The sequence below is a fragment of the Bdellovibrio sp. HM001 genome, from assembly GCF_055397275.1.
The window spans coordinates 343148-355953 of record NZ_AP029174.1; the positions used below are offsets into that span (position 1 = coordinate 343148).

Genomic DNA, 12806 nt, shown 5'->3' on the forward strand with positions numbered 1-12806 from the left:
TTTATTCCAATTTGAGATTTTTAACCCAGCGGCAGAATGCGTTCGGCGCGGATATTGGTGATGGCGCCCACTTTTTCAACCTGACCGTGGATTTCAAGCAGCGAGCGGGTGTAAATGGTGGTGCGGTCCTTCTGATAAATCTCAGGATGAATGACGATATTCATAAAGCCGAACTCGTCCTCCAGCGTGATAAAGCACATACCCTTGGCTGTCGGTGGACGTTGAGTGATGGCGACCAGGCCTGCGACACGTACTTTGTTTTTTGTTTTCATGTTTTTAAGATCTTCAGAGTGGAAATAGGGCACGAAGCGCTTTTCACGCAAGACCTTGCTTTTATCTTGCAGATAAGTCCTGAGTACAGACATCGGGTGTGAGTTGACGGAGTATCCCTTGCTGTCATATTCGCGGCGCAAGCGATCCCAGTTAGATTCAAACGGCAGATGTTCGGGTTCGTCCTCGTCATCATCACCCAGTTCAAACTGCTCTTTGGGGTGTCCCCATAAAAAACTTTGCTGATCCAGGCTCAGAGATTCCAGAGTCCAGATCAGCTCTCGCACATTGCTGTTAAAGCCTTCAAAGGCTCCGGCGGCGGCAAGTTTCAAAAGCACACTGCGTGGAAGTTGAGTGCGGCGGATAAAGTCCGCCAGATCTGCGTAAGGACCGTCATTTTTTCGGCTGTCTTCAATTCGACGAAGCAGGGTTTCAGGAATTCCATAGATGGATCTTAAGCCCACGCGCAGGACATCGCTGCTTTCGCCTTTTTCGATAGTGTAGTCATAATCTGAACGCTGAACATCCAGAGGGGCCACGACCACGCCATTGCGCTGAGCTTCGGCGATGATCGTGCGGGGAGCATAAAAACCCATGGGCTGACTGTTTAAAAGCCCGCAGGCAAACACATCTGGGTAGTGGCACTTCAGATAACAACTGGCGTAGGTTAAAAGGGCAAAACTGGCCGAATGACTTTCGGGGAAGCCATAGTTGGCAAAGCCTTCGATGGTTTTATAGATTTGATCGGCGTATTCAGAAGAAATCCCATGACGGGCAAACCCTTCGCGCAGGCGTTGTTCAATGCCTCCCATGGTGGCTTTACGTTTCCAGGCCGAGGACATCACCCGGCGCAGTTCATCGGCTTCACCCGGGGTGAAGTCGGCGACAGCCACCACCATCTTCATCACTTGCTCTTGAAAGATGGGAACACCCATCGTTTTTTCCAAGATGGGTTTCAGTGCGGGATGTGCGTACTTGATTTCTTTGGGGCGATTCTGGCGCAGTTTTAAAAACGGATGCACCATGCCCCCTTGCAAAGGACCCGGGCGGATCAGGGCGATTTCAATCACCAGATCATAAAAGCTTCGCGGCTGCATGCGGGGAAGCGTGTTCATCTGTGCGCGGGATTCGATCTGAAAAACACCGACAGTGTCGGCCCGGCAGATCATATCGTAAGTGGGTTTGTCATCGGCGGGAAGAGTGGCCAGACTGTAGTTTTTCCCTTTTACATCGCGCAAAAGATCAAAGCACTTGCGCAGGCAGGTCAGCATTCCCAGGCTTAAGACATCGATTTTCATCAGACGCAGAAAATCCACATCGTCTTTGTTCCACTGAATGACATAGCGGCCATCCATGGTGGCTTTTTCCACCGGCACCATTTCGGTGATGGGATCCTGGGTGATCAGAAAACCGCCGGTATGAATGCCCAGATGGCGGGGGAAGCCATGCAGTTGCTGAGCCAAGGTCATAAACATCTTCCATTCGCCTGGCTCCATGCCGAAATCCGCCGCTACGGCGGGATCCAGCAGACGTCTCATGCCATCACGGCCCATGAATTTGATCATGGCATTGATCTTGGGCAGAGGCATGCCAAACACCTTGGCGGTTTCACGAATCGCCATGCGCGAGCGATAGCGAATCACCGTGCACACCATGGCGGCGTGACGTTCATTGTATTTTTCGTAGATATGCTGAATCACTTCTTCGCGACGACTGTGTTCAAAGTCGATATCAATGTCCGGAGGTTCGCGCCGTTCGCGTGAAAGGAATCGTTCAAACAGCAGATCCATTTTTACAGGATCAATCGCAGTCAGCCCCAGACAAAAGCACACCACCGAGTTGGCGGCAGAGCCGCGGCCCTGATAAAGAATCCCTTTTTTCGAGGCAAAATCGCAGATCTCTTTGAGAGTCAGAAAATAATCCTCGTACTGTAGATCTTTGATCAAAGCCAGTTCGTATTCGATCTGCTTTAAGGCCTTTTCAGGAATGCCTTCGGGATAGCGCCATTGCGCCCCCTTCAGGGTCAGATGGCGCATGTGTTCTGTGGGCGTCATCCCCAAAGGCAAGCTGGATGCGGGATAGCGGTAACGGATCTCGTTTAAAGAAAACGTCACACGTGCCGAGATCTCCACAGTTTTCTCCACAAGATCCAACCGGTCCTGCCACAGCCAGGAAATATCCTCGAGGCTTTTTAAGCATCGTTCAGAGTTTTGAATCAGTTTGTTTTTGGCCTCTGCCAGTGTGGTGTGATGAAGGGTGCAGGTCAGAACATCAAACAAGGGCTTGCGTTCCGGGCTGTGCATAAACGGACGCTGACTGACAAACAGACGAGCCTGATATTTTTCTTCCAGCGCAAATCCCTGCCGGCAAAACTCCTGGGATTCCCAGGTCAGATCCCGCCATAGAGGTAGATACAGACGGTTGTCGAAAATTTTCTCCAGGCGCTCATAGCGTTCCTCAGTCCAGGGCGGGATGGCCAGACACAAAAGGCCTTGATTGTACTTTTCAATCTGCTCCAGGCTGAGCTTGGAAAATCCTTTGGCTGCCTGACGTTTTCCCAACGTCAGGATTTCACACAAATGCGAATAACCCTGCTTGTTCATCGGGATTAACACCACGGAGCTTTCATCCGTCAAAGTGAGTTCAGAGCCGATCAAATAATGAAAGTTTTCTTTTACCTGGGGCGAAGCGGTGAACAAAGACGGCGACTGGATGGTCTGAAAACCACGGACCACACCGTACAATCCATTCAGATCACACAGTGCCATCCCGTCATAGCCAAACTCCACGGCCTGGGACACCATCTCTTCGGGGCTGGAAGCTCCTTGTAGAAATGAAAAATTACTGCGTCCCAGAAGTTCGACGAATCCTTTGGCGCGCGGCCGGGGTTGGGCCGGCAGGCGGGAGTTCTGAGAGGTGATCAAAGATTTATTAGTCAAAGTACCCATGCAAGTAGACCTGTGAATTTATGCGATCTTTGAAAACCCACAGAAGCTGACCTTGGTGCGAGAGCGCAAAGTAATAATCTCGGTTTTTTAAATCCTGAACTGAAATCTGCCACCACGCCGATTCGATTCTTTCGCTGGGTAAAGAAGACACAAAACGAAGCTTTTGCACTTCTGCCGCAGACAAAGCCTGCGGCTTTTCCAATAAAAGCGATGGACGGGGGCTTTCAGCCAGGGCTTTGGCGTAAACGGATTTGATTTGTAAGGCCTCATCCTGTCTTTCCACAAGATCGCGCGGACTGAAGTCTTCCGGCCAGTCGGTGACCAGGCGGAAACTTTGCTCCGGAAAATGACTGGCCTCCATTTGCAGAAAGCCCATTTCACACTGGGCCTGTTTGGCAAAGCTGATCAGACGACGCCAGCGATCTTCGGTGTTGTCGCGGGGCTCGAAAAAATCCAGCTGCTGCACTTTTTCCGGCACGTCGAACAGGGAAATCTCAAACTCACGGATTGGATTTTCCAGAACCTGCTGTTCTAATTTTTTGAACAGCAGATCCTCGAAAAGATTCTGATCCCGTGTGGGGCTGACAGGCTCAATCGACAGATTGTAACGTTTGTCAGAATATTCGCAGTGCAGAACCACATCCAGGCGCTGGGCGTGGCGGGCCAGCCCCAGCAAACGCGCAAATAAAACATCCAAGTGCACTTTCAGGCGCGCCATCAGCAAGGGCGCAGAGCCTATGGGATCATCCAGGTAGCCATAGCCCACAAGAGGGTCGCGAGGCACAAGAGGTGAAATGACTTGAGAGTCCTGAGAATGCAGACGATTCCAAAGTAAAACACCAAAATCCCCCCAGCGTTCGCGCAGTGAATTCAGACGGAAATTTAAAACATCTTCCAAGCCATGCACGCCCAGAGTGTGGAAAAAGGCGATCATGTGCTCCACCGGCTTTTTCTGCGCCCAGGGGGACAAGCCTTCCAGGTCTTTCAAAGCGTCCAGTCCCAGGCCTTTGAAGCTTTCTTGTTCCTTCCCGCGCAGGGTGATGTGCGAAGGTCGCCACTTGGCCAGCATCTGGGCTGCCGGAGCTGTGTCTGCAATAGCGGCTGAGGCGTCAGGGGAAAATTTTCCGGCAATCTCCAGAGCCTTCTCCAGGCAGCCGCGCTCACCTCCCAGAAGGTGCTGGGTTGAGGCGATATCCACGAAGATAAAATGGGGAAAGCGGAATTGAACCCGGGGGCTTAGCAGTAAAAACGCCTCAGCTGAGGAGCTTTCTTGCGGTGTTTTTAAATTGATGCATAAAGTTCGCATGGATCATACTCCCAGCCAGATTAAACGGTGTTGGACGGTGAAGGGCGCGCTGAATGGTGATAAAGTCGCGCTGAAAGTGAATCATCAGGCTAAAAAGAGGATTCACAAACTTGCTGACTTTCTGATTTACAAAAACCAGAGCCACTTTGTGCAGGCGGCACAGACGTTTGAGTTTCTGCAACTGATGATTCTTTAAAAACATTTCTTTCAGGTTGCAGCCGATGACTTCAAACAGGGAACTGGTGATCAGCTCTTGCAGCAGCCAGAATAACTGTTCCTGATCTTTGGGCTCTTTCACCACCAGAAGTTTTTTCAGATTGATTTGATAGTTGTTCAGATGCGCAGGGAACAATTGCGTGTCGCCGTTCACCCAAGCCGCCCACTTATTTTGAGAATGCACCCCTTGCACAAGGCGGATCCACAAAGACGTGGCGCCAGTGCCGGGAGCCCCTTGCAACAGACTCAGATCCCCTTGCGGGAACCCTTTCCACAGCAGAAAATCATCCAGCAGGCGAACTCCCGTGGGGAGCCCTGCTGGTGGTTGCAATTGCTCGGCAGAGACAAAAGGAATGTTGGCTAATTCGGGAAGGGCCAGGGTGCTCATACGCTCTCCATTTACATATAAATTACTATGTAAATTATATGTAAGTAAAGGGCGTATTTCAAATATGGACTAAAGTTAGTGTTTTAATAAAACACATAAAAAACAATAACTTAATTTAATTAAACAGGCCTTCCGTTAGGGTTGGCGCAGTTCTTTGGGGGCGGCGACACGACTTTGAATGAAGTACCGAAGCCCGATAGATCCTCCATATTGGTCCGCGAACTCGTGGGACTTCTTCGTTAAAGAGTAAGAATAGCGTCCCTCTGCCACAATCGCATATCGGCCACTGCTCCAAAGCTCTCCTTGCAGTGCCAGATCCAAGCCTGTTTCAGAAGAAGAGCGCGCCGTCGTCCCCATGTCATCCGCGACGCTGAAGTCATTGTGAAGAACCGTGATGTTGCCCATAGGGTAGGAAGTGTAAACAGAGAGAGAGCTTGAAAACGAGGGACTCCACCAGCGACGATACCCCAAAGTGATATGCATCACCTGAGTTTTTTCGACGACGTACTTACTTTTGTCTTCGCGGAAAAAGAGTTTGTTCATGTAGATGGCCGCAATTTCAAGACTGCCTTTGTCTGAAACATCCCCATTGGCCACCAGCGAAAGTCCTGTGGAATTCAGTGAGTTTTCATCGGACTTGTAGCCTTCATAATTGGTTTTAAAAATATAAGGACCCAAAGCCGCATAGACATTTCCCCGCTGTGGAATATAAGCCAAGGCTGTTTTTGCAGTAAGAAGTGAGATACTCAGCGACAGAAAGCAAAGGATCAGTCTAAAATAATTCATGTTTGGAGACTAAAACGTGAAAGAGGAAAAAGCATCAACATCTTTAAAGACGTTTGTTTCCATCCTGCTTGTTCTGGGAACCAGTTCTGGGGCGTGGGCTCAAAAGCCTGTCAGCACCACCGCACCTGGGACCAAACAAACCCCGGCAGAAAGCATCGAAGAATCCTTCATCAGTGGCAATAAAGCCATTTCAGAGTGGTTTGACGGGGTGGCCGAAGGTTTGGATTTGTTTCTGGCCGGTCGGCAGTACACCAGAAAACGAAACCCGACGTCGGCAACGGTTTCATCCGCTTTTTATTATAATGAAAAAGATCACTATTCTGATGCCACCAGTTTCAATCTGAATCTGCGTCTGCCCAATGTTGAAGAATACTGGATGATCACGTTCACCAGTTATGATGAAACCAAAGAGCGCGGGGTCAGTCAGACCTATCTTCGTCAAACACCTCGTGAACGGGACTATGGAGCGACCTTGGGCTTCTTCCAAAAGTTGGGCGAGGTTCGAACATCCTTTCAGCCTCACGTGAGTTTTGCCGGGTCTTTCAAAATTTCAAATTCTTTGACCTTTGAAAGTGTCGCTGAGCGCGGTGAAAACTATCGGGTCAATCCGAAGTTGCAGTTTTACGCTGATGCGGACAAGGGAACCGGGGTCTTCCAGGCATTTAACTTTAACTTCCTGTTAACAAAGATTTTCACCCTGACGTTCATCAACGAAGGGGACTATGAGGACCGAACACACCTTTATACGGTCACTAACGGTGTGGCTTTGGGGCAGTGGTTTAACAAAACCGCCAATATCTCATACAACTTCTTTGTTATCTCAGAAAATAAACCCAGTTATCGCATGACCGGCTTTAGCTTTTCCACTTCTTGGAGTCAGACCATTTACAAGAACATCCTGTCCTACCAGCTGATCCCGGGGCTGGGTTTTAGTGCTGAAGACAACTATCGCGGCATCCCCGGGATGACTATGATTCTGGATCTACAGTTCTAAAGAGCGCCTTCCACTTTCAGCAGATATTCTTTTACCTCCGGACCCCAGTGATATTTCAGAATGTTGCCATTCTTACCCACCACGCGGTGGCAGGGAATCCAATAGCTGATGGGATTTTTCCCAACCGCAGAGGCCACAGCCCGGACGGCGGAGGGACGGCGGAGCTTTTTCGCCAGTTCAGAATAAGTGATTGTCTTGCCTGCGGGAATCTTCAAGAGCTCCAGCCACACTTTCATTTGAAAGTCCGTACCCTGAAGTTTGATTCTGTGCTTGCTTTTCCAGAAGTTCCCTTTGTTCCACTTCGCGGGGATGAAGGGGCCGACCTTAAAAGCATAATGAGTTTTAAAGAACTCAGCCAGATCACCTTCGACCCGTTTTTTTCCGGCGTTGTAGCTGCCCAGGAAAATCAATTCATCCTGTTCAAAGGCGGCCAGCCATTCGCCAAATTCCGAAGGAACTTTATAGATATGAAACTCCAAGTCTGCCATGTCCACCTCATTTGTGAACGGACAGATCTATCGCAGAAGAAGCCCTTAGACAACCTCCTCGACGTAAAGTCCGCTGCAATAGCGGATGTCATAGGCATGAAAGCGCTTTAATATCGGGACGACTTTATCCCTTTCCTCTTCGTTCATGGTGACCACGCAGAAAAGGACATGCCCCCGCCGAAGCTCATCATCCGCCTCTGCCAAGAAGTGCCACTCGGCTGCGTCAGAAAACTTTACAAACTTGCGGAAGTATTTGCTGACCAGATCAGAATGGGTGGCATCTATATCAATCGCCTCAACACCTTCGTCACCTTCGAAGATATTAATATCAGCCTCGCTGAAGCCGATGTTAATCAGGGCGGACGCGGCTCTGCGGACGTCTTCGGGATTGGTGAAAAAGGCCAGTGTGTGGTGATTTAAGGATGGCAAACGACTTGGATGGGGCAGGTGTTCCAGCCGACTCATATCTCCTCCTTGGATAGACTCAGTATACGGCATTCAGATGTCTCTGAATGCCTGGAACCGGAGGTTTGCAGATTTGTAAATGCAGGCAGGACAAAGAACTGGAGGAATCAAAGTTTATTCAAACATTCCATCCATGGTGATGAACTTTTGATTGTTGTTTGTCATGCGGATGGATTGATAGAAGCTGTGCTGGCACTGTCCTCGCAACAAGGCATCGACTCCACCAATCATCGCTGTATAAACTTCATCAACGTTCAGTACATCCATCGAGGTGATAATACCCGTATTGGGTGCGATGGAACGTGTGCGTGACAGGAAGTGATCGCGGGAAGCGCACGACATCAAACCCAGGACGGCGGTTTGTTTGGGGCCTGATGACAGCGCATTGAGCATCTTCTTAAATCCGGGGCGTTGGGCTTTGTAGTAACCGGCATAGTCAAGTTTGTTGGAGCTGCCAATAAAGACCGGAGGAGCAAAATCAGGTCCGCCGCCATTGCGGGAATGTCCGAAGTAGAAGACGGCATCGGCTTCTTTCAGGGCCTTACTGAAGTAGTTTTCCATATATTGGGTTCGTTGGCGTTGTTGTTCCCGATACTTCCCAAGATTGTCAGAAAGAAGCTCGGACTGCGAGGAAAAGCGGATTTCCACACGAGCTTTGATTCGGCGCCCTTGGATTATCACCTCGCGCCCAAAGACAGAAGAGCTTTCGGAGCTTTGTTGGAATCCGCAGAATCGGGCATTGCCACTACAGCGCGAAGTCAGAAGTTCTTTCAGGGCTTCAAAGGCACCGATGTCCATCGAGGGGCTCAGACCGTAACTTCTTCCGGAATAGCCGACGTTGCTTCCGGTGGTCCAATCGAAGTATCCCAGGGCGATACGGATATCCAGAACGCCGTCGCTAAGAATTCCGCCATAGCGTTTTAAACAAATGGAACGTTTTTCGGGAGTCAGATTGGCAGGATTGTCAGTGGCTTTGTCCTCCAGCAGGGAAAGATAGCGCTCCCCCATGTTGTTGAACAGCTTTTCGTAGAGGTAGCCGGAGCTACGACCCCAGCCGAAGGCTGAAGCGGTGGATGAGAGGCCCAGAAGAAGGCCAGCAACTAAAACAATCTGAAGACGGATTCCATTTGCCATAGTCCCTCCATGAGGGACCAGAATAGAAAACAGAACATGCGAACGCCTAGTTAAATTCCTTTGTCTTGTTCAAGAGCAAGGATGGGCCACGCGTTTCAGGAACTTCTCCAGTGTTGGGGCATAGTCGGTCTTAAAGTCACGAAGCCCTGTCAGATGACCGGCCTCTGGTAAGGACAGTTTGCTCCAGTCAAGCTGTGTGTGGGGCTCAAAGACGGCATCAATATGCTCTGGCGGGATCAACAGATCTTTCCATCCGCGAATCGACAAAATACGGAATCCTGCCGGGAACTTGGCCAGATCTGCGTGAAGGTCCTTGTGCAGGAACGGACTCCAGCTCAGGCTTAAGATCGGAGTCAGCGCCAGTCTTAGTGGCAAAGGTCGAATTTTGTATTCGTGTGTGTACAGGTTGTAGGCGGATGGCAGGAATCTTCCCGAGGGGCCACTGTCGCAGACCAAAGCCACCGTATCGCTACAACTTCTGCGGGCCATGGCTTCAATGGCCGATGCCGAGGGGTTGGAAAAAGAGAAGATGATCTTTTTGCCCGGGATCAGATTCAACAGGGATTCGATCTGATCGGCATAGATATGTTTAAGACCAAATCCGCCCTTGGCGCTGATAGGAAGCTTTAGAGAGCGAAGGTCTTTATGATCACCCTGAAGTTGAAAGACAAAGGCATCAAAGCCCCAGGAGTTCACGAGCTTGATATGACGAAGAAGATGCTTTTTGCTGCCTTCGAAGAAATGAACAAAGAAGATCAGTTCTTCAAACTTCTTCTCGCGAGCTAAAAAGAACTCCCCATCAAAGGGGAGTTCTTGCTGAGCTAAGTCAGAGTAGTTCATCTAAGTCCAGTTCCGCGGGCCTGGCCCGCTGCACTTCCTGCGCCAAGCGCCTAGTGCCCGCTGCACTCCTGCGCGAAAGCGCGTTAGTGCTTTTGGCTGTGGGTTGCAGATGGCCACAAATCAGTCCAGTGAGCAGCCTTGGTGGAAGCCTGATTGGCCTCGCCCAAAGCTTGTTCTGAAACCATGACTTTTTCAAGAGCGGTTTCAGAAAGGACTTTTCCGCAGGCTTCGACGATAGAAGCGTCGTCCAGATGGTGGTACTTGTAGATCTCAGACGGGCGACCGCACTTGGAGTGTTTGCGAACCGCAAGACATTCCTGACGAACACCAATGATAGAGCCCAAGTTATCCAACAGACCTGCTTCACCATCGTGAACGCTGACAACAGGAACGCGGCGACCAGCCACAGTGATCAAATCACCCGTAGAGATTTCTTCCGCCTTTTTCAGGTAAAGATCTGCATTGATGCCCAGTTCGTTGCGCAGGTAGTGGTAATCATTTTCGTGAGCCTGGATGCCTGTCAAAAGATCAGATGAAGTCACCACGATCACGTTCGCATAAATACCACGAGCCAGAAGGGCTTCAGAAGCTTTAATGGCTTCTGCCACCAGGGCACCCATAGCAAAGATATTGATCACGTTGTCGCCCGGTTCATAGCCCGCGTAACCAAGGTAATCAATCAGGAAGTAAGCACCTTTAAGAACCTCTTCACGAACAACAGCGAACATTTCTGCTTCGCTCATTGCGGAAACTTCTTCTTCGTTGGCTGCGCCTGCAATCGGGAATTCCGCACGAGCCAGCTTGCCTTCCAAGCCCACTTTGAAACGAGCTTGTTTGGAAAGATACTTCACGAAATCTTTTTGTTCCGCGCCACGAGTCACAAGACGCAACAACACACCGGATCTGCCGGCATTGTCATTCATCACGTGTCTGCGAATTGCATCCACCATGATCCAGTCAAGTTCCTGGCAGAAGTATGGCTCCCACGTGATCTGATTTGGAATCTGAATGTCGGACTTCCAGCCGTGCTGAGCACCTTCAGGTGACAGAGTCACGCCCGATGGAGTTCCCACGCAGATGAAAGAGGACTTCCAGTACAAGTTATAGAAGTATTGATCCAAAGCACGCTTCAGGAAGAAGTCATACACGGTCATCAATGGGATGATTGGCACGCCCACGATGTCGCGCATTTTACCGAATGCACCCACGCAAGACATCACGTTGCCTTCTGCGATTTCAAAGCGCAGGAAGCGGTCCGTAACATCTTCACCAGGGACCAGGTCAGGAAGCTTGCCGTCTTTAACACCCAATTCAGCTTCGATATCCTGAACTTCCTGGGCACCAAAGATCTTACCATCCATCGCTGGATTCAAGTTCGTGGAAGTTCCCACGTCCGGAGCCATGGAGATGAACAGTTCACCCGGCAGTTTGAACGGTTTTTCATTGTCGGTCAGAGCTTTTTGCCCCGCTTTAAGTTCAGACTCATTCAAAGAGGTATTGGAAATACGAGTCAGTTTAGCAGTCAACTGCCCCAACATCCACTGGGTGTGCGGATAACTTGTCATCTTCGTGTTGATTTCCAAAGAAGACGGGATCTCGCCGAACTCAGTCAGCTTTTTCAGGAAGAATTCCTGATTTTTTGCTTTCAGGGCGTTTTGAGCCTTGATGTCTGCGTAGATTTTCTCACCACGAGCCGCCAGGAACTTACCTTCAGCAGACTTTTCGTCAAAGCGTGCATAGAGAGTGTCACCTGTGATGCCCTGTTTTGCGCGCAGTTCTTCCACTTCGTCTTCGTGTGGAAGAGAAGAGTGGTTACCTTGTTGCGCAGCCGCTTTCAATCCCCAGCCTTTCAGCGTGTGGGCAATGATGATGGTTGGTTTGCGTTTGGATTCCTTGGACTTCATCATCGCTTTGGCAAGAGACATCATGTCGTGTCCGCCGAAATCGCGAAGTGCTTCGTAGATGTCCTGATCTGCAATAGGAGTCAGGAACTTTTTCAAAGTCGGGAAGTCCTTGATCAGGCTTTCTTTCAAAAGTTTCGGATCATGAACCAGCAACAAAGCCTGAAGATCATAGTCCGTCAGTTCTTTTTCAAGGAAGGTCTTGAACGTTTCACCGTCTTTTTTCGCGAACAAAGCTTCACGCTTGGCACCGTGACGAACCTGGATCACTTCCCAGCCGTTGGCTGCCATAGTTCTTTCAACACGGTCGGCATCCGTACCGCCCAGGATGGCGTTGTTCACCAGACGGTGACCATCCAAAGATTGGCGGTTGTAATCCAGAATCCAAGTCAGGTTGCCGATCTCGCGCTCAGCGAAGTCAGGAACCGCTTCATACATGGAACCTTCACGGAATTCAGAGTCACCGCAAACAGCCCAGAAGTGAGCGTCTTTAGGAACTTCATAACCGTGTTCATGAGCATAGCGGTAAGCCAGGGCCATGTAACCGGCTTCAACAGGAGGAATACCCACGGAGCCCGAAGGGAAGAAGTTGTGCTGATCCGGATCGTAAGCAGAGTGGTAAGATTGGAAGACGTATTCGTCGCCATTGGAGAACTTACGCAAGCCGTGCATTGCCTGATTGGCTTCTTCCAAAGAAAGTTTGGAAAGATCGCTTTTCAGAAGATTGTCCAAAAGATAGTTGTAAGCGTGATCAGTTGGTGAAGCGTGAGGCTTGTTGGCAATGTGGTCGAAACCAGATTTCACCAGCAAGTGCAACGCACCCATGATGTGCAGGGAGCTTGCGGAACCTGCTGGGTGACCACCGATTTTTGGATCGCCTTTTTCTTTGTCAGTGCGATGATTGGCTTGCCAGATCATCTGGGTTGCCAGGTAGTGGGCGCGTCTTGCGATGGAGTCCAGAACCTCAGGTTTTGTGTTTTTTAGAGTAGAGTTATCCACGTGGTTCTCCTAAGTTTTTTCAGTCTTTTATAGCGTCTGCAACCTAGCACTCTACACTGTAGGAGTCCATG

At 50.0% G+C, this 12806-nt stretch carries 10 protein-coding genes; 1 reads left to right on the forward strand and 9 read right to left on the reverse strand.

Annotation, left to right across the window (positions count from 1 at the left end; all coding sequences use genetic code 11):
* Positions 1-20 precede the first annotated feature (20 nt).
* From ACZ5ZZ_RS01720 to ACZ5ZZ_RS01735, 4 genes are all read right to left on the reverse strand, one after another.
* Positions 21-3218, reverse strand: coding sequence for a DNA polymerase III subunit alpha (locus ACZ5ZZ_RS01720; protein ID WP_464140971.1), 3198 nt, complete (start codon positions 3216-3218; stop codon positions 21-23).
* Positions 3202-4524 carry a hypothetical protein gene (locus ACZ5ZZ_RS01725; RefSeq protein WP_464133019.1) on the reverse strand — a complete coding sequence of 441 codons (1323 nt, stop codon included), beginning with the start codon at positions 4522-4524 and terminating at the stop codon, positions 3202-3204. The genes ACZ5ZZ_RS01720 and ACZ5ZZ_RS01725 overlap by 17 nt, the downstream gene beginning before the upstream one ends.
* Positions 4472-5128, reverse strand: coding sequence for a recA protein (locus ACZ5ZZ_RS01730; protein WP_464133021.1), 657 nt, complete (start codon positions 5126-5128; stop codon positions 4472-4474). Before ACZ5ZZ_RS01730 ends, ACZ5ZZ_RS01725 begins: the two co-directional genes overlap by 53 nt.
* A 135-nt stretch (positions 5129-5263) precedes the next feature.
* Entirely contained in the window at positions 5264-5914 is a 651-nt protein-coding gene (locus ACZ5ZZ_RS01735) for a hypothetical protein (protein WP_464140973.1), read from the reverse strand.
* A 16-nt stretch (positions 5915-5930) separates the two neighbouring features.
* On the opposite strand from ACZ5ZZ_RS01735, the gene ACZ5ZZ_RS01740 reads away from it, so the two are divergent.
* Entirely contained in the window at positions 5931-6908 is a 978-nt protein-coding gene (locus ACZ5ZZ_RS01740; protein WP_464133025.1) for a hypothetical protein, read from the forward strand.
* On the opposite strand, the gene ACZ5ZZ_RS01745 is transcribed toward ACZ5ZZ_RS01740, so the two are convergent.
* The 5 genes from ACZ5ZZ_RS01745 to ACZ5ZZ_RS01765 form a co-directional block, all read right to left on the reverse strand.
* Positions 6905-7396, reverse strand: coding sequence for a methylated-DNA--[protein]-cysteine S-methyltransferase (locus ACZ5ZZ_RS01745; protein WP_464133027.1), 492 nt, complete (start codon positions 7394-7396; stop codon positions 6905-6907). The genes ACZ5ZZ_RS01740 and ACZ5ZZ_RS01745 overlap by 4 nt on opposite strands.
* 45 nt (positions 7397-7441) lie before the next feature.
* Positions 7442-7861 (reverse strand): hypothetical protein, encoded by a 420-nt coding sequence (locus ACZ5ZZ_RS01750; protein WP_464133028.1) that lies wholly within the window; start codon positions 7859-7861, stop codon positions 7442-7444.
* A 114-nt stretch (positions 7862-7975) separates the two neighbouring features.
* The gene (locus ACZ5ZZ_RS01755; protein ID WP_464133031.1) at positions 7976-8995 is read right to left on the reverse strand and encodes a hypothetical protein; all 1020 of its coding nucleotides are present in this window, start codon (positions 8993-8995) and stop codon (positions 7976-7978) included.
* A 69-nt stretch (positions 8996-9064) separates the two neighbouring features.
* On the reverse strand, positions 9065-9835 hold the full coding sequence (locus ACZ5ZZ_RS01760) for a hypothetical protein (protein ID WP_464133032.1): 771 nt from the start codon (positions 9833-9835) through the stop codon (positions 9065-9067).
* 83 nt (positions 9836-9918) lie between these two features.
* Complete coding sequence (locus ACZ5ZZ_RS01765) at positions 9919-12735, reverse strand: pyruvate dehydrogenase (protein WP_464140974.1); 2817 nt, start codon at positions 12733-12735, stop codon at positions 9919-9921.
* Positions 12736-12806 lie beyond the last annotated feature (71 nt).